Here is a 24,683-nt window from a genome sequence, read left to right on the forward strand (position 1 = left end):
GAACCCTCACAGTGTGGAAGCGCGAGGCCGGCAGCGCGGCCAGCCCAGAAAGCAGTGCGGTAGTGGGGTTGGTTTGCGAGCAACTGATTATAGAGCAGCGAGATAGGGTGGTCAAGAGCGGCGCGCGCCGGACGCGCGCGCTCGTCGGGCGGCCGGGGCCGGCGGGCCGGCGATCTCCGGTTCCGGAATATTGCGTGGGTCTCGTAACTCGTTATATTGCTTCAAACTCGGACCTTCCGGCGGTTCAGGTCCGGGTTCGGACGCCCCCTCACGCTTCGGAGCCTCCGATGCCGCTGCCACAGCCGCGCCCCAGCGCCCCCGATCCCACCGAGCCGGTGTTGCACGACCTGGCCCCCATCCGCTACGAGGGGGTCGCCATCGGCGTCCAGCTCGGCGTGCGCAGGAGCGAAGACGGCATCTGGCGCGGCCGGCTGCACTTCTTCGAGAGCGGCGCGATCGACGAGCGGGTCACCGCCGAGATCTTCTGCGCCACTTCGGAGCAGGACCTGTGGCAGGCGGTGCGCGACCTCCGGGAGCACCACCTTCGCGACCTCTACCGCTCGCTGGCGACGTAGCGCCCGCGATGCCGGCCCCGGAATCCGACGTCATCCGCAAGCTGCGGCACGATCTCTCGAACCCGCTGGCCGCGATCCTCGCCGAGGCGCAGCTGCTGCTGTTGAACGAGGCCACGCTCGACGCCGAGACGGTCGAGGGTCTCCGCGAGATCGAGAGCCTGGCGCGGCGGATGCGGGAGATGCTCGCCGCGACCCGGACGGCGGACTAGCCACGCCGAACCTGCCCGCGCCCCCGGCGCATCCGCGCGATGACTGACGATCTGCTGACCACCACCCGGGACGACCTCAGGGCGTGGGACGTGCCGCGCCACGCGCCGCTGGTGGCGCTGCGGTCGACCCACGTCTTCCCGCTGGGCGTGGCCGCGGTGCAGGTCACCAGCGGCACCAACGTCGCGGCCATCCGCTCGCTGTCGCGCGCGCAGAGCGTGGTGGTGATCGTGCGCGGCGACGCGGCCGGCGCCGCGCCGGCGGCGTTCGTCGGGAAGATCGGCGTGGCCGCCGGGGTGCTGGACCGGATGAACCTCGCCGACGAGGCGGTGCAGGTCACCTTCCAGGGCAAGCGCCGGGTGCGCATCGCGGGGGTCTCGACCGACGGGCCGTGGCCGGTGGCGGAGGTCGTCCCGGTGCCGCCGCTGGAGGAGTCGCGGCCGGAGCTGGACCAGCGCATCGGCGCGGTGCTGCGGCTGGCCGAGACGCTGGCGGCGCTGGACCCGGCGGTGAACGCGGACCTGGTCGAGAACCTGCGGGCCAACGTGGAGGACGCGAGCCACTTCGCGGACCTCGTGGCGCAGCAGCTGCCCTTCTCGCTGGTGCAGCGCGACCGGATCGTGGCGGAGCCCGCGGCGGCGGTGCGCCTCGACCTGCTGGCGGACTTCCTGGCCGCGGCGGTCGAGCGCGCCGAGGTGCAGCGGGAGGTGGACCGGCTGACGACCCTGCAGGTGGAGCGCGGGCGGCGCGAGTACCTGCTGCGGCAGCAGCTCGAGGCGATCCGCGCGGAGCTGGGGGAGGACGACGCCCTCCGCGAGGCCCGGGAGCTCAAGGCGCGGCTCGAGGGGCTGAAGATGCCGGAGACCGCCCGCGCCGAGGCGATGCGCGAGGTCGACCGGCTCGGCCGGCTCACGCCCGCGTCGGCCGAGTACCAGGTGTCGCGCACCTACGTGGACTGGATCCTCGCCCTGCCGTGGGGGGTCGAGGTGGAGGAGCGGCACCCCGACCCGTCGGCGGTGCGCGCCGTCCTGGATCTCGGGCACCTCGCCCTCGAGGAGGCGAAGCAGCGCATCGTCGAGTACCTCGCGGTGCGCCGGCTCGCGCCCGAGGCGCGGCCGCCGATCCTGTGCTTCGTCGGGCCGCCCGGCGTGGGGAAGACGTCGCTGGGGCGCGCGATCGCCGACGCGATGGGGCGGCCGTTCGGGCGGATGAGCCTGGGGGGCGTCGACGACGAGGCGGTGATTCGCGGCCACCGGCGCACCTACGTGGGCGCGATGCCCGGCAAGATCGTGCAGGAGGTGAGCCGCGCCGGGGCCATGAACCCCGTGCTGATGATCGACGAGATCGACAAGCTCGGCGCCGACCGGCCCGGGCACGGGAGCCCGTCGGCGGCGCTGCTCGAGGTGCTCGACCCCGAACAGAACGTCGCCTTCGTGGACCACTACCTCAACGTCCCGTTCGACCTGTCGCACGTGCTGTTCATCGCGACCGCCAACGCCGAGCCGCAGATCCCGGAGCCGCTGCTGGACCGGATGGAGGTCATCGAGATTCCGGGCTACACGCCGGAGGAGAAGGTGGCGATCGCCCGCAAGTTCCTGCTGCCCGAGCTGCTGCCCGAGCACGGGCTGGGCCAGGCGGAGATCGCGATCGACGACGACTGCCTCACGCTGCTGGTGCTCGGGTACGCCCGCGAGGCGGGGGTGCGGGGCCTCAAGCGCGACCTCGCCGCGCTGCTCCGGCACGTCGCGACCCGCAAGGCGGCGGGCGCGGCGGGGCCGTGGACGGTGGACGCCAAGCTGATCGACGAGGTGCTCGGCCAGCCGTGGTACGTGGACGAGCGCGCGCAGGCGGTGCCCGCGGTCGGCGTCGCGAACGGCCTCGCCTGGACGGCCACCGGCGGCGATCTCCTGCCGGTCGAAGCGATCGCCATGCCCGGCACCGGCCAGTTCCAAGTCACGGGCCAGCTCGGCTCGGTGATGATGGAGTCGGTGCAGGCGGCGCTGTCGTGGGTCCGCAGCCGGGCGGACGATCTCGGGGTCCCGCGCCGCCGGTTCAACGAAAAGGACGTGCACGTCCACTTCCCGGAGGGCGCCATCCCGAAGGACGGGCCGTCGGCCGGTGTCACCATCGCGGTGGTGCTGGCGAGCCTGTTCACCGGGCGCGCGGTGCGCTCCGACCTCGCGATGACCGGCGAGATCACGCTGACCGGCCGCGTCCTCGCCATCGGCGGGCTGCGGGAGAAGCTCGGCGCGGCGGTGCGCGGGCGCATCCGGACGGCGATCATCCCGGCGGCGAACCAGCCCGACCTCCGGGACGTGCCGGAGAGCATCCAGCGCGGCCTCAAGATCCACCTGGTGGAGACGACAGACGAGGTGCTGGCGCTGGCACTGCTGCCCAAGGCGCGCGCGGCGCGGGCCCCGGCCCGGGCGCGGGAACCGGCGGCCCGCGCGGCGTTGACGGGGCGGCGCCCGCGACGCTAGCATTGCCGTTCCTCCGATCCGCGAGACGCACCCCGTGACGCAGCCCGGCAACGCCACCACCACGCTCGTGCGCGGCATCAGCCCCACCGCGGCCGTCGCCCTGGTCGTCGGGTCGATGATCGGCTCCGGCATCTTCATCGTGTCGGCCGACATCGCGCGCCGCGTCGGGACGCCCGGCCTGCTGCTCACGGTGTGGGCGGTGACCGCCGTGGCCACCGTGATGGGCGCGCTCACCCAGGGCGAGCTGGCCGCGATGTACCCGCGGGCGGGCGGCCAGTACGTGTACCTGCGCGAGGGCCTGTCGCCGCTGTGGGGCTTCCTGTACGGGTGGACGTTGTTCCTGGTGATCCAGACCGGCACGATCGCCGCCGTCGCGGTCGCGTTCGCGCGGTTCCTCGGCGTGCTGGTGCCCGCCGTGACACCCGACATCTGGCTCTCGCTGGGCCACATTCCGGCGCCGGGCGACGCCCTGTTCGCCCTGTTCGGGCACCCGACCGCGCACCCCGAGGCGATCGAGATCGGCGTCTCGTGGCAACGGCTGATCGGGATCGTCGTGGTGCTGTTCCTCACCTGGGTGAACGTCCAGGGCGTCCGCACCGCGGCGTGGATCCAGACCGTGTTCACCGCGACCAAGGTGCTGGCGCTGGCGGGACTCGTCGTCCTGGGCCTCACCATCGGCCGGAACGCCGGGGCCATCGCGGCCAACTTCGGCGCCGGGCACTTCTGGGGCGCCGCGCCCTTCTCCCTCGCGCTGCTGCCGGTGCTCGGGGCGGCGATGGTCGGCTCGCTGTTCTCGTCCGACGCGTGGAACAACGTGGCATTCGCGGCCGCGGAGGTGCAGAACCCGCGCCGCAACCTGCCGCTCGCGCTCGCCGCGGGGACGCTCATCGTCGGCGCGCTGTACGTGCTGGCCAACGTCGCCTACCTGAACGTGCTTCCGCTCGGCGCCATCCAGGGGGCGCCGCAGGACCGGGTCGGCACGGTCGCGGCCCAGGTCATCTTCGGGCAGGCCGGCGTCGCGATCATGGCCATCGCCATCATGATCTCGACCTTCGGCTGCAAGAACGGGCTGATCCTGTCGGGCGCGCGGGTGTATTTCGCCATGAGCCACGACGGGCTGTTCTTCCGGCGCGCGGGCAACGTGGACCCGGTGCACCGCACGCCGCGGGCCGCGCTGTGGGCCCAGGGCGCGTGGACCGGCCTCCTGTGCCTGTCGGGGACGTACTCGGACCTGCTCAACTACGTGATCTTCGCGGTGGTGCTGTTCTACTTCCTCACCGTCATCGCGATGTTCCGCCTGCGGCGGATCCGCGCCGACACGCCGCGACCCTACCGGGTGCTGGGCTACCCGTGGATGCCGGCGCTGTACATGGCGCTGATGGGCGCGGTGATGGTGGACCTGCTGTTCGAGAGCCCGCTGTACACGTGGCCCGGCCTGATCATCGTGGTGATCGGGATCCCGGTGTACTTCGCGTGGCGCCGCGTCGGCGTGGCCTCGGCCATCGTGGAGGCGCCCGACACCACGTAGCGCCGCCTTCCCGCGGCGGGGCGCCCGCCACGGGCACCCGCCGCGGGCCGGCGGCTACTCACCCGCGATCTCCACCTTCGCGTCGCGGTGCCCGCGCACCATCAGGACGAGCGGGAAGGACGCCAGGAACAGGGCGGCCACGAGCAGCAGGACGTGGTTGTAGGCGAGCACGGTCGCCTGCCGCGTCACGTCGAGATCCAGGATCCGCAGCGCCTCGCGGCCGGCGGTCGCCGCGTCGGACCCGCGCCGCATCATCCCCCCGGTCAGCGCGCGCAGCCAGGCCTGGGTGGCCGGGCCGTAGATGGTGACGTGCTCGGCCAGCCGGTCGTGGTAGACCGCCGCGCCGCGGGTCAGCTCGGTGGCGGTGAGCGCGATGCCGACGCTCCCCAGCACCTGCCGCACCACGTTGTAGAGGCCTGCGGCCGCGGTCATCTTGGTCTTCGGGATCGTCGCGAGCGCCGCGGTGCTCAGCGCCACGAACAGCAGGCTGAACCCCACGCCCTGCCACATCTGCGGCAGGAGGATGTCCCACGCGCCCGTCTCCCCGGTGAGGTGGGCCAGGTCCCAGAACGAGAAGGCGCTGATCGCCAGCCCGGTGCCCACCAGGACGCGCGGTCCGAGACGGTTGTAGAGCAGGCCGACGACGGGCATCAGGACCGCCATCGCGAGGCCGCGCGGCATCATGGCGATCCCGGACTTCTCCGCCGGGAAGCCGAGCAGCTGTTGGAGGAACAGGGGCAGCAGGAACAGCGCGCCGTACAGCCCCATCCCCAGCACGCCCCCCAGCGCGGTCGCGGAGGCGAACGGGACGTTCCGGAACAGGCCGAGCTCCACCGCCGGACGTTCGCAGCGGAGCTCGCGCCACACGAACAGCGCGAGGCCCACCACCGCGATCACCGCCAGCCACACGATGAAGGCCGATTCGAACCAGTTCTCGTCCTGGCCCTTCTCGAGCATCAGCTGCAGGGCGCCGAGGCCGGCGGTCATGAGCGCCAGGCCCGGGAGGTCGATCCGGCCCCGGGAGCGCACCAGGTAGGGCGGGTCCTCGACGAACCGCTGCACCAGCAGGACGGCCACGACGCCGATCGGGACGTTGATGTAGAACACCCACGGCCAGGACCACTGGTCGGTGATCCAGCCGCCGAGGGTGGGGCCGAAGGCCGGCGCCAGCACGATGCCGAACCCGTAGAGCCCCATCGCCGTGCCCTGCTCCTCGGGCGGGAAGGTCTCGCGCAGAATGGCCTGCGAGACCGTGATGAGCACCCCGCTGCCGAGCCCCTGCAGGGCCCGGAAGAACACCATCACCGGCATCGAGCGGGCGATGCCGCACGCCATCGACGCGGCGGTGAAGGCGACGATCGACACGAGGTAGAAGTTCTTGCGCCCGTAGCGCTGCGACAGCAGGGCGCAGATCGGCATGATGATGACCTGGGCGAGGATGTAGCCGGTGACGACCCAGGTGATCTCCTCGATGGTCGCGCCGAGGGTACCGCTCATCTCGGGCAGCGCGACGTTGATGATGCTCGAGTCGAGCACGGCCATGATCGTGCCGATCATGACCGTGCCTGCGACGAGCCACTTGTTGACGGGCGGTCTTGACATCGGTGAGAGAAAAGTAATCAGCAACGGCAGACTTCAGGGTAGTTGCCAGACGGTAAGGACTGAAGTGGTTGCCCGTTGCCAGACCCAAGAGGGCAGACCAGTTGCAGGTACTGCCAACTGGGCTGGCCTCCGCTCACTCGTAGCTGGTAACCACTTCCTCCTTGCCGTCTGGCAACTGACCTGAGCTCTCAGCGGTCTATTCTGATCTCCTTGGACGTGGCGGGCACGTCGAGCGTCGCAAGCTTGCGCCCCGCGTCCCACGCGGCCTGCGCGGCGCGGCCGTCCACGGTCACGCTCTTCGGCGCCGCGGCGAGCCCGTGCACCACCACCTCGAAGCTGGACGCCGCGCCGGCGTAGCTGCCCGTCTGCGCGATCGCGAGGCGCAGCGTCGGGCCGTCGGCGGTGGTCTGGAACCGGCTGAGCCGGAAGGCGCCCTGCCGGTAGGCGAAGCCCTCGCCGGCGTCCTCGTACAGCTCGCTGGTCCCGGAGCCCCCGTCCCACACGTGCAGCTCCAGCGTGTCCATGTGCCGCTCACCCACGTACTGCTCGACCGCCTGCATCGGGATCACGGCGCCCGCCTGGACGAACAGCGGCACGCTCTTGACGAAGTTGGAGTCGTCGCGCGCCCACGGGTCGACGCGCGGGGCGCTGACCGCGTAGGCGTGCCCGCCGTCGTACACCGAGTCGAAGGGGTAGCGGAACCAGCGGCCCGCGGGCAGGTAGACCGGGCGCGTATCCTGGCCCTCGCGGGTGACGGGGGCCACCAGCAGGTGGTCGCCGAAGGTGAACTCGTCGTTGATGCCGTAGACGGCGGTGTCGCCCTGGAACTCCCACACCAGCGGGCGCGCCACCGGACGGCCGTCCCGGCCGTGCTGGTAGAACGCCGTGTAGAGCTGCGGCAGCAGGCGGTAACGCAGCCGGATCATCTCGCGGTTGGCCGCGGTGTGCACCGGGCCGAACGCCCACGGCTCGCGGGCCGGCGCCGAGAACTCGTTGTGCGTGCGGTAGAACGGGAAGAAGGTCGCCGCCTCGAGGAAGCGCGAGAACAGCTCGGCGGACGGTGAGCCCGCGAAGCCGCCGATGTCGGCGCCGGCGAACGGCACGCCGCTGATGCCGAGGCCGAGCGTCATGCCGACGGCGAGCTGCAGATGCTCCCAGTCGGCGGAGTTGTCACCGGTCCAGATGCTGGTGTAGCGCTGCAGGCCGGAGAAGCCCGCGCGCGTGACGATGAACGGCCGGTGATCGGGCTGGAGGCGGCGCCAGCCTTCGTACGTGGCCCGGGCCTCGAGCAACCCGTAGAGGTTGTGGTACTCGAGGTGGCTGCCCTCGTGCTCGCCCTTGCCGAACAGCGTGACGTCGGGCAGCGTGCCGCCGAAGAAGTTGGCCGGCTCGTTCATGTCGTTCCAGATGCCCGCGATGCCGGCCGACCACAGCCGGTTGTCCATCTCCCCCCACCAGGTACGCGTGGCCTGCCGGCTGAAGTCGGGGAAGATGGTCTTGCCGGGCCACACGTCGCCCACGTACGGGGAGCCGTCGGGCCAGGTCACGTAGTCGCCCGAGGCCAGCAGCTGCCGGTACACGTCGTAGGCGCTGTCCACCTTCACGCCGACGTCCACGATCGTCGTGACCTTCATCCCCTCGCGCCGCAGGTCCGCCAGCATGCGCCGCGGGTCGGGAAAGCGCTGCGGGCTCCAGGTGAACAGGCGGTACCCGTCCATGTAGTCGATGTCGAGGTACAGCACGTCGCACGGGATGCCGCGGCTGCGGAACTCGTGCGTGATCCGGTACAGCTCGCTGTCGGGGACGTAGCCCCAGCGGCTCTGCTGGAAACCGAGCGCCCACTCCGGCGGGAGGGGGGTGCGGCCGGTGAGCCGCGTATACTCGGCGAGCACCGACTCGACCGCGGGCCCGGGGAACACGTAGAAGCGCAGCTCGCCACCGTCAGCGGTGAAGCCGACGTGGCTGCGCAGCCTGGCGCCGAAGTCGAACTCGCTCTTGTACGAATCGTCGTAGAACACGCCGTATGCGCGGCCCGCGTTCACCGCGATATAGAAGGGAATGGAGGAGTAGATCGGGGTCGTCTGGCCGGCGTGATAGCCCGCGTCGGTGTTCCACATCGTGAGGATCTGTCCGGTGCGGTCGAGCGGGAACGGCTCCTCGCCGATGCCGAAGTAGTGGCCGCCGGAGGGGCGGGCGACGATGTGCGTGACGCGCCCACCCTGGTGTCCGGCGCCGAGCGACTCGGAAAACAGCTCGTGGCCGGCGGTGTCGGCGATGGAGAGGCGCAGGGGATGCTTGCGGAGCGTGGCCACGAGCACCGCGCCGCGGACCGTGAGCGCCTCGGCCGTCTCGCGGATCGCGGGGTCGGCGAGCACGATGCTGTCGGGCAGCGTCGCCCAGGAGGCGGCCGTGTCGAAGGCGCCGGTGAACGAGTAGCGGATGCGGAACCCGACGTCCGCCACCTGCTCGATCCGCACCGCGCCGTTCTCGGCGCGCGCCACCACGCCGCCCTTCACGCGCTCCATCGCGCGGTAGTTGCCGAGGAACACGTAGCGCCCGTCCTGGGCCCGCGCGACGGTTGCGACGGCGAGCGTGAGGGCGAGCGCGAGGGTAACCGCCGTGCGTCCGTTCATCTCGAGACCTCCCGGGTCGCACACAATTGTGCGCGGAGGCCTCTGGTCACGCAATCCACTCGTCGCCGGCGCGCGCGGCCGGGCCGGGCCGGCTACGGCCCCGGCGGCCGGGTCCCCGGCAGCGGGCGCTCGAAGTGGACGTCGAGCAGCTCCTGGGTCTCCGTGTAGCGGACGATGGGCGTGCGGACGTCGAAGCGCGGCTCCGGCACCAGCACGCCCTCCACCCGCCGTGGGATGAGGACGTTGGGATACAGCTCGGCGAAGGTGATGGTCGAGCTCGCGGACTGCAGCCCCGACAGTGCGCGCGCGACGCGGGTGAGCCGGACGGTGGCGATGCGCAGCTGGTACGTGAGCGCGTCGAGGTAGACCTCGCCCTCGATGTCCGGCGTGCGCAGGGCCTCGGTGGGGACGTAGTCGAACCGGACGTAGCGCCCGCCGTCGCGGTCCACCGTGCCCGCGTAGTAGAAACAGTGGACGGCCTGGAACGCGCTGTCGCCGAAATCGGAGAGGGTCGGCAGCACGATGCGCGGCATCAGGCTGTCGTTCGGGCCGGCACCCGTCTTCACCACGTAGCCGGGCCGATACCGCACCCGATTGCGGCTGACGAGCTGCACCACGTCGGCGGACGCAGACGCGACGCGGCCCATCTGGTCGTAGTCGGCGAACTTGCGCGACATCCGGTAGCGGAACGGGTACGAATCGGCCAGGAACGCGTACCGTTCCGCGTTCTCCCGGATCTGCTGCAGCAGCGCCAGCAGCTGCGGCGCGGCCGCGGAGTCGGGCGGCCCCGGTGCCGTGCACGCGCGCGAGGTCGTGACGGTGATGGTCGCCAGCTCCACCACCAGCGGCTTCATCGCGATCGAGAGCGCCAGGGGAACGCCGGCGACCTTGACGACCGTCGAGTCGAACGGGTGGAAGCCGATCTGCCGCACCAGAAGCCGGTAGCCGCCCGGAGGGACGCCGGTGAAGCGGAACGCCCCGCTGTCGTCGGTAAACTGCCGGCCGCGCTCGGGCTCGAGCGACACCACCGCGAAGGGAACGCCCGCGCCGCCGGAAAGCACGGACCCTCGCACCACGTCGGAACGCTGCTGGGCGAGAGCGTCCCGGGCTGCTCCGACGGCGAGCAGCACCACGAGACCCCGAAACGCCGACCGCTCGACCAATCCCATGCGATCCTCGCGGCTTGCGGAGGTGGCCGCCGGCGGGATCGAGCCGGCCGCCACCACTAGCTATGAGCGCCCCGCGCCAACGCCGCAAGACGCCGGAGCGGAACCGTCCTCCCGGGAGGTCGCGCGTCCCGGCACCGCCGGCGCCGCGGCCCCGGCGAGCGGTCGCGACGCGGGGCTCTTCCGGGCTCTGGTCGGCCACGTGCCGCGGCAAACGGCAACGGGGGCCGACAGTGGAAGGTCTGGCACTCGCGACCCCGGGTGCGCGGCGGCAATTCCGATTCCACGATTCCGAGATCCGCACCGGCGCAAGTGACGCCCGCCTAACGCCTGTCCGCCAGCTATTCGGGGCCCGCGGAGAGCGTCGTCAGGTCGTCCCGGTCCCACGGAGAGCGTCGCCCTATGCGTATCCTGCCAGTCGCCTTCTGTCTCCTCGTCGCGTCCGCGACGCCGCTCGCCGCCCAGGGCAACGGTCCCGGGAAAATGCCACGCCGTCCAGCCCTGCCGTCCGGCAGCGACACGTGCGACGCCTACGCGTACTACCAACTCGGGATGGCGCGCGTGCACGACGACCCCGAAACCGCGGCGGCGGCGTTCTACTGGACGCACCGGCTCTCTCCGGACGCCGCGGTGGCCTACTACGCCGAGCGGATCGCGCTGCTGCTGGCGGATCGGTACGTACTCAGCGGCTACATCGAGGACGACCGCCGGACGCTGCAGTCGGCGGACGTGCGGCGCATCGACTCGCTCGAGGTCAGGGCGCTGACGCTGGACCCCTTCTTTCCGCAGCAGCTGGACGAGCTCCTCATCGTGACCTACTTCACGAACCGGATCCACGACGACTATCGCCAGCACGGCGAGGAGGTCAGCGACCTCGATGTCGAGTTCTACGTGCGGAGTGCGCTGAGGACCCTCGGGCCGGCGACCAGCGCCTGGCTCGCGTTCGGGCGGGGCGAATACCGCCAGGCGGCGGACTACTGGGCCGGCGAGGAGCGCCATCACCGGAAGGACTCCGACCTGCGGGCCTGGCGCGCGCGGGCCCTGTTCCTGCTGGGACAACCGGACAGCGCCCGCGTCGAGCTGGATTCGGCTCTCGCGGTCGCCCGCCGCTCCGACGCGGAGAAGATGAAGTACGTGTACGACTCCAAGGTGCTCTGGGAGTACGAGATCGGGCGGATCGACGAGCTGCAGGGCCGGGACTCGGCGGCGCGGGAGGCGTACCAGCAGGCGCTGGTCGAGGACCTCTCGTTCTATCCGGCCCACTCCCGCCTGGCCTACATCGCGATGCGCACCGTGGACACCGCGACGGCGGTGACCGAGCTGCAGCGGGCGATCGAGCTGAAGCCGGACGACTACACCGCGCGACTGCTCCTCGGGACGGTGCTCGCGGCGCGACACGAGACCGGGCCGGCGACGGAGCAGCTGCGGCGCGCGGCGGAGGCCGAGCCGTGGGTTCCGCAGCCGCATCTGGTGCTGGGTGACGCGCTCCGCCTCGCGGGCGACCACGACGGCGCGGTGACGGAATACCAGCGCTTCGTGGCGCTGGCCGCCCGAAGCCATCGCGACCTCGCCGCGGTGCGCCAGCGGCTCGCCGAGCTGGGCGCCCCGACGCCGTAGCGGCCCGCGGCGAGGGAGGGTCTCCGCTACTTCGGCGTGGCCCCCGGCTGGGGCCGCCGCAGGACCGCGACGGCGGCCGCGATTTCCGGGTCGCTGGCGACGAGCAGCTCCTCCGAGGCGTCCGGGCCCCACCTCACCTCGGCCGCCCGCGCCGCCATGTAACGCGCGATGCGCGCGCTCTGCGCGGAGTCGAGCTGCGCAGCGACGCCCAGCCGCCGGCGCACCCGGTCGAGGAGCGGGGGCAGCAGGCGGGCGGGCCACTGCGACGGATCGCCCGTCCAGGCGGCCCGGGCTGCCGCATCGGGCCGGAGGCTCTGCGCCACGCTGTCCGACACCGCGTCGTCGAAGCCGCTATCGGAGGCCGCCACGAACCAGCCCGGCAGGGAGGGCGGCGCCGGCAGGGCCGAGTCGGGCGCGATGCCGCCGCCCCCCCGCACGATCCGGCCCGAGTCGGTGCGGAGCGCCTCGGCCGTGTCGCCCGCGCTGCCGCCCTGGCCGGCGAGCGCTTCGTACTGCGCGACACTCAGGCCCTGATAGCGGCGCTGGATCACCCGGCCGCTCGGCGATGTGACGTAGGCGATCGTGAGCCACGCCTCGTCCTGGGCGGGCTGGATGAGGAACGGCCGCTGCACCAGAGCCTTGCCGAAGCTCCGGCGCCCCAGGATGACCGCCCGATCGTGATCCTGGAGCGAGCCGGCCACCGCCTCGGAGGCGGACGCCGAATGCTCGTCGATCAGCACCACCAGGCGGGCATCGCGATACCGCCCGTTTCCCCGCACCAGGAACTCCCCGTTCGCCTCGGGATGCCGTCCCCGGGTGCGGAACGCCACCTGCCCGTCGGACAGGAAGATGGAGAGGACGTCCTGAGCGGCCACGAGCGCGCCGCCCGGATTCCCGCGCAGGTCGAGAATGACCCGGCGCGGACTCGCGCCCGTCGCGACGCGGTCGAGCGCGTCGCGCAGATCGGCACCGGCCTCCCGGTGGAATTCCGCGAGGCGGACGTAGCCGATCCCGTCGCCGAGGGTGCGCTCGCGAGTGACGCTTCTGGGCTTGATGTCCTGGTTGCGCAGCGTGAGCGAGACCGTGTCGGGCTCCAGGCGCGGCCCGCGCTCGAGGCGGAGCCGGACCCGGGTGCCCCGCTCGCCCACCAACCGCGACTGCACGACGTGCGCCTCGAGGCCGGCCACCGAGCTGTCGTTCACGGCCACGATCCGGTCTCCCGGCGCCACGTGGGCCCGCTCGGCCGCGCTTCCGGGAACCACCGCGGCCACCGTGATGACGCCCTCCACGGACTCGACGATGATACCCGTGGCGGCGAGCTGGCCGGCACGCCAGGCGTCGAGCCGCTCGGCCTGATCGTGCGCCAGGTAGTAGCTGTGCGGATCGAGCGAGGCCAGCATTCCCTCGATGGCACCGCGGACGAGATGCTGCGTCGTGACGGAGTCCACGTAGTTGACGCGGATCTGGTTGAGCAGGTCCGAGAAGGTCTGCAACAGCTGGTAGGTCGAGGCCTGAGCGCGGAGCGGCCGGGGCGCCGCCGCCACCAGGGCCGCGAGCAGCGCCGCGCGCGCGGCCGTGCGTCGAAGAGTGCCCATGGCCGCTATGGTAGGCGTCCAAGCGCGGCGGCGCAAATCGCCTGCAGGAGCGCCCGCGGCCCACCGGCGCGACGCGCCGCTCCGGTGCCTTCGCCGTCCTCTCCCGGCGGCCCGATTGACTTTCCACCGCTCGCCCGAAGAGCTTCAGACTTCCACCATTTGCCGTTTCGCGACGTTCCGGGAGCCTTCCGTGGCGAAGCCGCTCGCGCGCACCACCCCATTCGAGATCGGTCCCTCCGGGTCTTCCCGCAGCCTCGACGCCGCCGGCGGGGACGGCGGCGTCGCCAGGCGCGACTTCCTGGCACGGCTCGGGCAGGCGGCGTGGGGTGCCGTGGCGCTGTCCCCGTGGCTGCGCCGCGCCCTGACCGCGGGGCCGGAGCGGGTTCCCCGGGCGGCCGGGGTGGGCGCGGCGACCGCAGCCCCGGCGGCGGAGGAGCTGCCGCCAGCCTTCCTCTCCGGCCTCCGGTGGCGAATGCTGGGCCCGTTCCGTGGCGGGCGCGTGGACGCCGTGGCCGGCGTGCCCGGCCGGCCGAACGAGTTCTACTTCGGCCACGTCAACGGCGGCGTGTGGAAGACGATCGACGGCGGCCGGGTGTGGAAGCCCGTCTTCGACGGTCAGCCGGTGGCCTCGGTCGGGGCGATGGCGGTGGCGCCGTCGGCGCCCGAGGTGATCTACGTCGGCACCGGCGAGTCCACGCTGCGTGACTCGGCCGGCTACGGCGACGGCGTCTACAAGTCAACCGACGGAGGCCGCTCCTGGACGCACTGCGGCCTCGAAGGCACCCAGCACGTCGGCAAGATCGCGGTGGATCCGCGCAATCCGGACGTCGTGTTCGTCGCCGCCATCGGCTCGCTGTACGCGCCCAACGCCGAGCGCGGGCTCTACCGCTCCCGGGACGGCGGGCGCAGTTGGCAGAAGGTGCTCTCGGAGGACGAGAACGTCGGCGCCGTCGAAGTGGTGATCGACCCGTCCAATCCGCGCGTCGTGTACGCCGGGCTCTGGAACACGCGGCGCCCGCCCTGGTTCGTGTACGCGCCGACCAACGGCCCGGGCGGCGGGATCTACAAGTCGACCGACGGCGGCACCACGTGGAAGCGGCTCACGGCGGGGCTGCCGAAGGCTGGCATCGGCCGGACCGGCATCGCCGTCGCGCCGAGCAACCCGCGGCGCGTGTACGCGGTGGTCGACTGCCTTGAGCCGGAGCGCACCGCGCCTGCCGGCGAGGGGCCGGCCGCCGGGCCGGCGGCGGGCGCGGCGCCCGCGCCGGGCGCGGCCCCTCAGGGCGCTGCGCCGCCGCCTCCGGCACAGGGCGGCTTCTTCCGGTCGGACGACGGCGGTGCGACGTGGACGCGGCTGTCGTCGGACCAGATGCTGTGGGGGCGCGGCTGGTACTTCGAGAAGATCGCCGTGGATCCGAGGAACCCCGACGTCGTCTACGTCCCGAACGTCAACGTGAACCGCAGCATGGACGGCGGGCACACCTGGGTCGTGCTCCGCGGCTCGCCGGGCGGCGACGACTACCACCAGGTCTGGATCTCGCCCGACGATCCCGAGACGCTGATCGTCGGGAGCGACCAGGGTGCGGTCATCACCCGGAACGCGCGCGCCGCCGATCCGCGGGACGTGACCTGGACGTCGTGGCTCAACCAGCCCACGGCGCAGATCTACCACGTGTCCGTGGACTACCGGTTTCCGTACTGGGTCACGGGTGCGCAGCAGGACAGCGGCACGGTGGCCGTGCGCTCGCGCGGCAAGTTCGGAGAGATCGCCGAGCGCGACTGGGAGCCGATGGGGGCGGCCGGCGAGAGCGGCTACACCGCCGGCGATCCGCTGCACCCGGGGATCGTCTACGGCGGGATGGGAACGCGGTGGGATCTCGAGACCAACGGCGCGGTGCCGGGCACCACGCCGCCGCAGAGCCCCGAGCCGGCGCGCGGCGACTGGACCCAGCCGCTGGTGCTTTCGCCCGCGGACCCGCACGCGCTGTACTACGCGAACCAGTTCCTGTTCAAGACGGCCGACGGGGCGCGGACCTGGAGGCGCATCAGCCCGGACCTCACGCGCCCGGATCCCGGCGCGCCGGCGAATCTCGATGCCGCGGCGACGAACGACACCGGCGGCAACGGCCGGCGCGGCGTGGTCTACACCATCGCGCCGTCGCCGGCGCTGGTGCCGCTGGTCTGGGTGGGGACGGACGACGGCTTGATCCAGCTCACGCTGGACGATGGCGCGACCTGGCGCGACGTCACGCCCCCGGCGCTCACGCCGTGGAGCCGCGTGACGATGGTGGAGGCGTCGCACGTGGACTTCAACACCGCGTACGCCAGCGTGGACCGGCACCAGCTGGGCGACTTCGCGCCATACCTGTACCGGACACGCGACCTCGGCCGGACCTGGGAGCGGATCGACACGGACCTCCCCGCCGGCGTGTACGTCCACACCGTCAAGGAGGACCCGGCGCGGCGCGGGCTGCTGTTCGCCGGCACCGAGCGCGGGGCGTTCGTCTCGCTCGACGACGGGGATCACTGGCAGCCGCTGCAGCTCAACCTGCCGGTCACGTCGGTGCGCGACTTCGCGATCTACGGCAACGACCTGATCGCGGCCACGCATGGCCGCGGGTTCTGGGTCGTGGACGACATCAGCCCGCTCCGGCAGGTGAGCGGCACGGCGCTCGCGGCCGATGCGTACCTGTTCAAGCCGGCCGACGCGGTCAACGTGCTGCAGGGCGGCGACGACGGCACGCCGCTTCAGAAGGACGAGCCGCAGGCGGCCAACCCCCCGAGCGGGGCGGCGATCGACTACTGGCTGCGGGCGGCGGCGACCGGGCCGGTGACCCTCGACATCCTGGATGCCGGCGGGACGCTGGTGAAGAGCTACTCGAGTGAGGCGCCGGCGGCGCCGGCCCCAGGCCGCGCGGCGGCGCAGGGGGAGGGGACGGGGGCGGCGGGCCTCGCTCGCGTGTCGCCGCTGTGGCAGAGCGCGGGCGAGCCGTTCTCGGCGTCGGCAGGGCTGCACCGCGTGGTGTGGAATCCCGTGCTCGAGGTGCGAGGTGCCCAGGGCGGCGGCGGACCCCGCCGCCAGGTGCGGCTCCTCACCGGCACGTTCACGGCGAAGCTCACGGTGAACGGGCAGACGTACGCGCAGACGTTCACGGTTCAGCCGGACCCGAGATCGGGGACGAGGTAGGCGGGGCGGGGGGGGGAGACGGCAGGGGCGCGCGGCCCGGCGTGAGCCGGGCGCGCCGGATCAGTACAGCAGCTGGTAGTTGAGGCGGAAGCCGCGCCCGGGCTGCGGGACGAAGTCCTTGATCACCGACAGGTTGTCGCGATACACGCGGTCGAAGACGTTGTCGCAGTGGAGGCTGATCTCGGATACCAGGCCGCGGTGCACCAGCCGCAGGCCGGCCCCGAGGTTGACGACGCCGTAGCCCGCCGTTGGCGTATCGCCGTCGCCGAGCCTGGTCTGGCGCGCGGCCCCGCGCCACTCGACCATCCCCATCCAGGTGCTGCTCTGGTACGTCGCGCGCAACAGGCCCCTCAGGGGCGGCGTGAACGGCAGAGGCACGTCGTTCTGCGTGTCCTGCGCGTTGACGTAGTCGGAGCCGGCATGCAGGGCCAGGTGCGACGCGAGCTGCGCGGTCACGGTCGCCTCGAACCCGGCCAGCCGTGCGCGCGTGGCGGCGAACTGGCGCACCGGGAACCCCTGGATCGTGTCGCCGCGCAGGAACCCGTAGATGTAGTGGTCGATGGCGTTCAGATACGGTGACACCTCGAAGACGATGGGCCCCAGCTCGCCCTTGAGCGAGGCGTCGAGCCCCAGGCCCGTCTCGGGGCCCAGGCTCGCCGTGCCGATCGAGTAGGTCCCGCTCGCCGCGTCGAGCCCGTTGGCGAACAGCTCCTGCACCGTGGGCGCGCGGAACGAGCGCGCCACGCCGAGCGAGACCGTCAGCTGCGAGCCGAGCCGGCGGATGGCGCCGAGCGAGGCCGTCACGGCGTTCGACAGCCGCGACTCGTCCAGGGTCCGAAACACCGAGTCGGTGGACTGCGGGTAGGGGCGGGTCTGGATCCGGTTGTAGTCGAACCTGAGACCCGCCTGGAGCCGCGTCGCCGGCGTGGCCTGGTACTCCTCGTACGCGAACGCGGCCAGGCCGGTCGTGACCGAGTTGGGTCCCAGCGGCTGGTCGCCCTCGATCGTCAGGTTCTGGACGTCGGTCCAGAGCCCGAGCGTGCCGCTCAGGGCGCCGGGCCGCTGCTGGAGCTGCAGCGTCGCGTTGAGCTCGCGCTTGTGGAAGTGATTGGCCTGCGGATCCGACACGCCGGTGGAATCCTCGGCGGTCGGGTACTCGGAGTGGTTGTAGTCGTTGTAGCTCGCGTCGAGCCTGAGCCGGTCCACCACAACGCCGCCCGCGTTGATCAGGCTCCGCAGCTCCAGGGTGTTGCGCCGCTGGGCGATGCGCGACGTGGTGGGCGGGACGTTGATCCAGTCGGGGTTCGGCGGCACGCCGGGGATGCCGTAGTTCATCTCATAGTGGTTGCCGCCGACGCCGATCATCCCGAAGTCGCCCTGATACGACCAGCCGACGCCGACCTCGCCGCTGTGGTCGAAGGACTGGGGGATCCGGTCGAGGGCGAACGTCGCCCCGGTCCCGGGATCGGTGTAGCTGCCCGAGGGAATGCGGATGTCGGAGGACCGCAGCCCCCCGGCCGAGAGCCGGAACGCGGCGTGGGAGCCGCTGACGACCGTGTTCACGTACCCCGACATCTCGTTGCTCACGCTGTTGCCTTCCAGCGCGACCGTGCCCGATACCGGATGATCCGCGAGCGTGGGCACGAAGTTGGTGATCACGTTCACCAGCCCGCCGAGGGTGTTGGGCCCGTACAGGATCGTCGCCGGGCCCCGCACCACGTCGACCTGCGCGATGCCCATGGCGTCGACGGGCGTGGCATGCGCCGGATCGTAGGTCGCGATGTCGCCCATCCTGAGCCCGTTCTCCAGGACCAGCACCTCGTTGTCACCCAGCCCGCGGATGATCGGCCGGGCCGGCGCGGAGCCGTTGCCGCGCACGCTCACCCCGGGCAGATCGGAGATCTTCTCGGCGAAGCTCGTGCCCGGGCTGTTGTCGAACGCGAGGCGCGACGTGGACACGACCGGCTGGTACAGCTCGTCGGTCGGGCGAGCCGTGGGGGACGCGGTGACGGTGATCTCGCGGAGCGGCACGGCGGACTCCCGGAGATCGAACGCGACGGTCGCCGTGGCCGCCTCCACCTGCACCGTGTCCGTGGCCGACGCGAAGCCGGTGGCGCTCACGAAGATCCGGTACGTGCCCCGGGGCACGTTCGCGAACCGGAAGGTGCCTTGGCCGCCCGTGCGCTCGACCCGGTCGAGCTCGAGGAGCCGCACGGCGGCACCCACGACCGGGGTGCCCCGGCTGGCCACGCTGCCGGCGACGCTCTGGGCGCGGAGGACCGCGGCGCCGGGCGCCAGCGCGGCGAGCGCGGTCAGGAGAACACGGGCCATCGTCGGAGCGCGATTGGGCACGAGGACTCTCCGCATCGGGTGCTGGCCGGCCGCGGGCCGGTATTCCCGGTTACGGCCGACGGACCGGAAGTGTTGCGCCGGGCAGCCGCGCCAGGCAAGGACGCGACTCGCTGGCTTGACTCCCGCCCCGGTGCGGGCAACGCTTATCCCGTTCCGGTCTCCTCCACGGCCCCTACGCGGAACCCGGTCACTGCCCTCGTGCGCACCTGCACCCCATGGATGAGCTGAAGGCCCTCCGCGCCCTCGCCACGGCGCTGGGCGTCCACGTCCGCTACACGGATGGCCTTGGCAGGCGGATCGTCGTGGCGCCCGAGACGCTGATGCGCGTATGCGCCGCGTTGGGGGCCCCGGTCGCGAGGCCGGGCGATGCGCCCGACGCGTTGCGGGCGCGGAAGGACGCCGCGAAAAGCGGGCTCCTGCCGCCAGTCGTGGTCGCCTGGGGCGGCGCGCTGCCGCCGCTCGCCCTGCGGGTCGCCGGCCCCGTGCGCGCGGAGCTGCGCCTGGAAGGCGGCGACGTCGTCCCGCTCAGGCTCTCCGGCGGCAGGCTCCGGGCGGCCCGTCGGCTCCCCTTCGGCTACCACCGGCTCACGGCCGAGGCCGGGCGCCGCAGCGCGGCCTGCACGGTCATCGCCGCGCCCGAGCGGGCGTGGCACCGGCCGGGATCGCACCGGAGCTGGGGCGTGGGCACCCACCTCGCCGCGCTTCGCTCGGCGCGCAGCCGCTCGCTCGGGGACCTCCAGGACCTGGAATCGCTGTGCCGCTGGGTGAGGGACCGCGGGGGCGATCTCGTCACCGTGCTGCCGCTCAGTCCCACGTTCAACACCGAGCCGGCGGAGCCAAGCCCCTACTCGGGCGTGAGCCGCCTGTTCTGGTCGGAGCTGATCCTCGATCTCGGGGAGGGCCACCGGCCGACCGCCGCCCCGGCCACGCTGGACGTAGCGCGGGCCGACGCCGAGGTGCGCGCGGCGCTGGTGGCGCGGGCGGTGCCGATCCCCTCGCCCGTCGACCCCGAGCTGCTGCGCTACGCGCGCTTCCGCGGCGCGCAGGCCCGGTTGGGCAGGAACTGGCGGGACTGGCCGGCCGCGGCACGGGCGGGGACGCCGCAGCCCGGGCACGTGGATGCCGGCGAAGAGCGGTTCCACCTGGTGGCCCAGACACTGGTGCGCCGGCAGCTCCACGACCTCCGCGGCCGGCTGGAAAAGGACGGGATGCGCCTGGGGCTCGACCTCGCGGTGGGCGTGCACCCGGACGGGTACGATCCCTGGTCCCGGCAGACGCTGTTCGGCGACGGGATGTCGGTGGGCGCCCCTCCCGACCTGGGCTTCCCGAGCGGGCAGGACTGGGGCTTCGCGCCGGTGCTTCCGGAGGCGTCCCGCCGCGAGGGGCACCAGTACCTGGCGGCCTCCATCGCCCACCAGGCGGAGCTGGCCGGCGTGTTGCGGGTGGACCACATCATGGCCTGGACGCGCCTCTACTGGATCCCGCACGGCTTCGGATTGCACGAGGGTACCTACGTCTCGTACCCTGCCGATGAGCTGTTCGCCATCCTCACCCTCGAGTCGCACCGCGGCCGCTGCGAGGTCGTCGGTGAGAACCTCGGCAACGTGCCCCGCGAGATCGACGAGGCGCTGCCGCGCCGTCGCATCTGGGGCATGTACCTGGCGCAGTTCCAGGCGTCGAAGGACCCTCGCATCGCGCCGCCCGGTGCCAGGGACATGGCCCTGGTCGGCACGCACGACACGCCCACCTTCGCGGGGTGGCTCCTGGGCGCGGACATTGCCGAGCGAATCCGATACGGCCTCCTCGCGCAGTCCGCGGAGGCCGGCGTCCGCGAGGAGCGGGCGCGGGCCACCGAGCGGCTCGCCCAGCGTCTGCACGGCCGGTTGGACCAGCCCCGGGCCCTGCTGACCCGCCTGCTGGAGTGGCTCGGCCGCTCGCGGAGCCCGCTGGTCGTGCCGTGGCTCGAGGACTTCTGGCTCGAGGAGCGCGGCGTGAACCTCCCCGGCACCCCGTCGTCGGTGCGCCCGAACTGGCAGGGCCCGATGCGGCTGCTGCTCGACGAGATCGTCGCCGACCCCCAGATCGACGCGCTGGCCCGCCGACTCGAGGGTGCGCGACACCACGAGTGAACCTCGGCGGAAGGCCGCGACCGGCGCCGGACGTGCCGCGCGCCGACCGTCCGGTTCCGTTCTGCCGCGCTGCTGGCCGGTCGCCCCGCGGGCGTCCTATATTCACGGGCGATGGCTGAGGTCCTGGAGCGCCTGGAGGTCGCGCTCGCGAACCGCTACGCGATCGAGCGGGAACTCGGGCACGGCGGCATGGCGGTCGTCTACCTCGCCGAGGACCTGAAGCACCACCGGCACGTCGCCCTGAAAGTCCTGCTGCCGGACCTGGCCGCCTCTCTCGGCAGCCAGCGCTTCCTCCGCGAGATCGCCATCGCGGCCACGCTGGCGCACCCCAACATCCTTCCGCTGTACGACTCGGGCGAAGCCGACGGGCTGCTCTACTACGCCATGCCGTTCGTGGAAGGGGAGTCGCTCCGTGACCGCCTGGCCCGGGACAAGCAGCTCCCGATCGCCGACGCGATCCGGATCACCCAGGAAGTGGCGGACGCCCTCGGCTACGCACACGCGCACGACCTGATTCATCGCGACATCAAGCCGGAGAACATCCTGTTCGAGGCCGGCCACGCCGTGGTGAGCGACTTCGGCATCGCGCGTGCCGTGAGCGCCGCCGGGTCGGCCACGCTGACGGAGACGGGGTTGGCGATCGGCACCCCGGCGTACATGAGCCCCGAGCAGGCGAGCGGCTCGAGAGAGGTGGACGGCAGGAGCGACCTCTATTCGCTCGGCTGCGTCCTCTACGAGATGCTCAGCGGCGAGACGCCGTACACGGGCCCGACGCCGCTGGCGATCCTCGCCAAGAAGCTGAGCGAGCCGCTGCCACGGATCTCGGTGGTCCGGCAGACGGTGCCGCCGTCCCTCGAGGCGGTGCTGGCGAAGGTGCTGGCGAACCTGCCGGCCGACCGGTTCTCGTCGGCCTCCGAGTTCGCCGCTGCGCTGTCGGGGAAGGGATTCACCCCGGCGGCGAGGTCCCGCGCCGGCGCACGGGCGCGCCTGGTGGCGGCCGCGGCGGGGGCGGCGGTCCTGCTCGCCGCCGGGGCCTTCGCCCTGCTGTCGCGGAGCGTCGGCTGGCAACGCCGAAGCGCGGCGGAGAACGCGATCTACACCCAGCTCACCAGCGACCCGGGCGAGGAGCTGTACCCGAGCCTGTCGCCGGACGGGAAGTGGCTCGTGTACGCCGGCGAGGCGACCGGGAACCGCGACATCTATCTCCTCAGCGTGGGCGGCCAGAACGCGATCGACTTGACCGCGGACTCCCCCGTGAACGACGACCAGCCGGCCTTCTCCCCGGACGGCGAGCACATCGCCTTCCGCTCGGAGCGCGAGGGCGGCGGCATCTTCGTCATGGGGCGAACGGGCGAGGACGTCAAACGGGTGACCCACGCCGGGTACCGGCCCACGTGGTCCCCGGACGGCACCGAGATCGCCTACGCCACCGAGAACGTCGAGATGAACCCGGAGGATGCCGAAGGGGAGAGCCAGATATGGGTCGCCGACGTGAGGACGGGCGCGTCGCGACGGCTTGCCACCGGCGACGGGGTGTTGCCGAGCTGGTCGCCGCACGGTTACCGGATCGCGTTCACGAAGCGGGGCGGCCACCCGTTCCTCGTGGGCCTGTGGACCATCGCGCCCGGTGGCGGCAAGCCGCTGGCGGTGAGCCGGGACTCGGCGACCAGCTGGAACCCGGCATGGTCTCCGGACGGGCGGTACCTCTATTTCGCCAGCAATCGCGGCGGCAGCATGAACCTGTGGCGGGTCCGGATCGACGAGAAGTCCGGGGAGACGCTGTCCGACCCGGAGCCGATCACGACCCCGGCCACGAGACTGGCGCAGATCAGCCTTGCCGCCTCCGGGCGCCGGATCGCGTACAGCTCGGTGCTCCTCACGGCGAACGTTCAGACGCTGAGGCTCGAGCCGACGTCGGGCAGCGTCATCGGCGATCCTGGCTGGGTCACCTCGGGCTCGCAGCGCTGGTCGGACCCGGATCCCTCGCCCGACGGGCAGTGGGTGGCCTTCTATGCCATCGGGCAAGGCCACATCTACGTGGCGCGTCCGGACGGCACGGGGCGCCGCCAGGTCAACGGCGACTCGGCCAACGATCGCATGCCACGGTGGTCGCCGGACGGGAATCGGATCGCGTTCTTCTCGAACCGGGGGCCGAGACTTCAGCTCTGGAGCATTCGATCCGACGGCAGTGAGCTGCGGCAGCTGACGAATGCGGACTCGGGCCTCTCCTATCCCGTCTGGTCCCCGGACGGTGCGCACATGGCGGGATCGATGCAGGCGCGAAGCTACGTCTTCGATCCCAACCGCCCGTGGACCGCCCAGGTGCCCGTGGTGCTGCCGGCGCCGGAGACGTCGCCGACGCCCTGGTACGTGAACGACTGGTCGCCGGACGGGCGGTGGATCTGCGGCGCTTACGGAGGCCACGACCAGGGCATCCTGACCTACGAGGTCCGCACCCACCGCTTCGAGCGTTTGACGGACCACGGCGAGTGGCCGGTATGGCTGCCGGACAGCCGGCACGTGCTGTTCGTGTCCGGCGGGAAGGCGTTCTACGTCGTGGACCGCGCCACGAAGCAGGTCCGGAAGGTCTTCACCGTCTCCAGCGACGTGATCGGGCCGCCGCGGCTGACCCGCGATGGGCGGCACGCCTACTACACCCGGCGGGTGACGGAGGCCGACATCTGGCTGACGACGCTGCGGTGAGGAGCGCTGCGCCGGATCGCCGGCTCCGCCGTCCCCGCACGTTCTCGTTCGTCTCCGGTGGTGCTTCCCCGATCAGTCCACTCGCCAGGTGGTACTCAGCTCCGTGGTGCCCCACTTGATCTTGAGGGCGCCTCGCAGGTTGGCGTAGCCCGTCGCGGGCTGCGCCGACTCCGGGACGAGGTAGACGCTCAGGGTCTCCTCCGGCTCCGCCAGCGTCCGTTGCGCGAGCGGCACCCGGCCCATGTCCCGCGTCGAATCACGATCGAGCCCCCACTGTCCCGTGCCGCGATTGACGATCAGCTGCCACCCCGCGCGCGTGTAGAGCACGAACAGGGAGTAGTCCCCTTTCGGGACCCGCAGGTCGCCGAGCCTGAGGTCCGCGTCGGTGTGCAGGGTCGTGGCCATGTTCGCCCCGAACCGCCACACGGTGTCCATCGGGACGAGCCCGCCCTCCACCCGCCGGCCGCGGGCATGGGGCTGCCCGTAGGAGATGGCGATCCGCGACGGGCCCGAGAGGCCGGCGTCCTCCTGGTACCACTGCCCGCCGATGTTGCGAGCGTTGATGTGCACCTCGACCGACGCGTAGCTGCTGGCCGCCATGCGCGGCGGGGGGGCCTGCGGGGCCTGCGCGGCGACCTGCCGGGCGCCGCCAAGCACCGCCACGACCACTGCGAGCTTCACGGGAATGTGGCGCATACGTTTCTCCTCGCGATCGCGTCCCGGACAGAGAGCGTGCCCTGCGGGCAGTGATATAGCCCGCGCTCGGCGGGATCACCAGATTCCCCGGCCTCGTCCGCGGCAGGCGCCGCCGGCCACGAGACGCGCCCCCAGCCGCCTTGACTCCTGCCAGCCCGCGGGCAACGCTTCACCGGTTCGGTGCCTCGCGCCCGAGGGCCGCCCGTGCCCGGG

Annotated in this window: 14 protein-coding genes; 8 read left to right on the forward strand and 6 right to left on the reverse strand. The window is 72.2% G+C overall.

What is annotated here, in order from left to right:
• The first annotated feature begins 287 nt into the window (after positions 1 to 287).
• The 4 genes from VMF70_13435 to VMF70_13450 are packed head-to-tail and all read left to right on the forward strand — an operon-like array spanning position 288 to position 4,790.
• A complete protein-coding gene (locus VMF70_13435) occupies positions 288 to 575 on the forward strand; it encodes a hypothetical protein (protein ID HTT69022.1) in 288 nt (95 codons plus the stop codon).
• Positions 576 to 583: 8 nt separating this feature from the next.
• A complete protein-coding gene (locus tag VMF70_13440) occupies positions 584 to 784 on the forward strand; it encodes a histidine kinase dimerization/phospho-acceptor domain-containing protein (protein ID HTT69023.1) in 201 nt (66 codons plus the stop codon).
• A 39-nt stretch (positions 785 to 823) separates the two neighbouring features.
• Positions 824 to 3,262, forward strand: coding sequence for an endopeptidase La (lon, locus tag VMF70_13445; GenBank protein HTT69024.1), 2,439 nt, complete (start codon positions 824 to 826; stop codon positions 3,260 to 3,262).
• A 34-nt stretch (positions 3,263 to 3,296) separates the two neighbouring features.
• Positions 3,297 to 4,790 carry an amino acid permease gene (locus tag VMF70_13450; protein ID HTT69025.1) on the forward strand — a complete coding sequence of 498 codons (1,494 nt, stop codon included), beginning with the start codon at positions 3,297 to 3,299 and terminating at the stop codon, positions 4,788 to 4,790.
• Positions 4,791 to 4,844: 54 nt separating this feature from the next.
• Here the strand turns inward: VMF70_13450 and VMF70_13455 are convergent, their stop codons facing one another.
• The 3 genes from VMF70_13455 to VMF70_13465 all read right to left on the reverse strand — a co-directional run bounded on the left by VMF70_13455 (position 4,845) and on the right by VMF70_13465 (position 10,194).
• The gene (locus VMF70_13455; GenBank protein ID HTT69026.1) at positions 4,845 to 6,392 is read right to left on the reverse strand and encodes a DHA2 family efflux MFS transporter permease subunit; all 1,548 of its coding nucleotides are present in this window, start codon (positions 6,390 to 6,392) and stop codon (positions 4,845 to 4,847) included.
• Positions 6,393 to 6,580: 188 nt separating this feature from the next.
• The gene (locus VMF70_13460; GenBank protein HTT69027.1) at positions 6,581 to 9,025 is read right to left on the reverse strand and encodes a TIM-barrel domain-containing protein; all 2,445 of its coding nucleotides are present in this window, start codon (positions 9,023 to 9,025) and stop codon (positions 6,581 to 6,583) included.
• A 92-nt stretch (positions 9,026 to 9,117) separates the two neighbouring features.
• The gene (locus VMF70_13465) at positions 9,118 to 10,194 is read right to left on the reverse strand and encodes a carboxypeptidase-like regulatory domain-containing protein (GenBank protein ID HTT69028.1); all 1,077 of its coding nucleotides are present in this window, start codon (positions 10,192 to 10,194) and stop codon (positions 9,118 to 9,120) included.
• A 399-nt stretch (positions 10,195 to 10,593) separates the two neighbouring features.
• On the opposite strand from VMF70_13465, the gene VMF70_13470 reads away from it, so the two are divergent.
• Positions 10,594 to 11,808, forward strand: a complete 1,215-nt coding sequence (locus tag VMF70_13470) for a hypothetical protein (protein ID HTT69029.1) — start codon at positions 10,594 to 10,596, stop codon at positions 11,806 to 11,808.
• Between the two features lie 26 nt (positions 11,809 to 11,834).
• Here VMF70_13470 and VMF70_13475 read toward each other — a convergent pair whose 3' ends face one another.
• On the reverse strand, positions 11,835 to 13,403 hold the full coding sequence (locus VMF70_13475; GenBank protein HTT69030.1) for a S41 family peptidase: 1,569 nt from the start codon (positions 13,401 to 13,403) through the stop codon (positions 11,835 to 11,837).
• 190 nt (positions 13,404 to 13,593) lie between these two features.
• On the opposite strand from VMF70_13475, the gene VMF70_13480 reads away from it, so the two are divergent.
• Positions 13,594 to 16,590, forward strand: coding sequence for a hypothetical protein (locus VMF70_13480; GenBank protein HTT69031.1), 2,997 nt, complete (start codon positions 13,594 to 13,596; stop codon positions 16,588 to 16,590).
• Positions 16,591 to 16,650: 60 nt separating this feature from the next.
• On the opposite strand, the gene VMF70_13485 is transcribed toward VMF70_13480, so the two are convergent.
• Positions 16,651 to 18,921 carry a TonB-dependent receptor gene (locus tag VMF70_13485; GenBank protein ID HTT69032.1) on the reverse strand — a complete coding sequence of 757 codons (2,271 nt, stop codon included), beginning with the start codon at positions 18,919 to 18,921 and terminating at the stop codon, positions 16,651 to 16,653.
• 236 nt (positions 18,922 to 19,157) lie between these two features.
• Here VMF70_13485 and VMF70_13490 point away from each other — a divergent pair, with 236 nt between their 5' ends.
• Positions 19,158 to 21,071 carry a 4-alpha-glucanotransferase gene (locus VMF70_13490; GenBank protein HTT69033.1) on the forward strand — a complete coding sequence of 638 codons (1,914 nt, stop codon included), beginning with the start codon at positions 19,158 to 19,160 and terminating at the stop codon, positions 21,069 to 21,071.
• Positions 21,072 to 21,182: 111 nt separating this feature from the next.
• On the forward strand, positions 21,183 to 23,774 hold the full coding sequence (locus tag VMF70_13495) for a protein kinase (GenBank protein HTT69034.1): 2,592 nt from the start codon (positions 21,183 to 21,185) through the stop codon (positions 23,772 to 23,774).
• A gap of 72 nt (positions 23,775 to 23,846) precedes the next feature.
• On the opposite strand, the gene VMF70_13500 is transcribed toward VMF70_13495, so the two are convergent.
• Positions 23,847 to 24,470: a DUF2911 domain-containing protein gene (locus VMF70_13500; GenBank protein ID HTT69035.1), complete on the reverse strand. Its 624-nt coding sequence runs from the start codon at positions 24,468 to 24,470 to the stop codon at positions 23,847 to 23,849.
• Positions 24,471 to 24,683: the final 213 nt, after the last annotated feature.

Source organism: Gemmatimonadales bacterium (assembly GCA_035502185.1).
In the GTDB taxonomy this organism is placed as follows: domain Bacteria; phylum Gemmatimonadota; class Gemmatimonadetes; order Gemmatimonadales; family JACORV01; genus Fen-1245.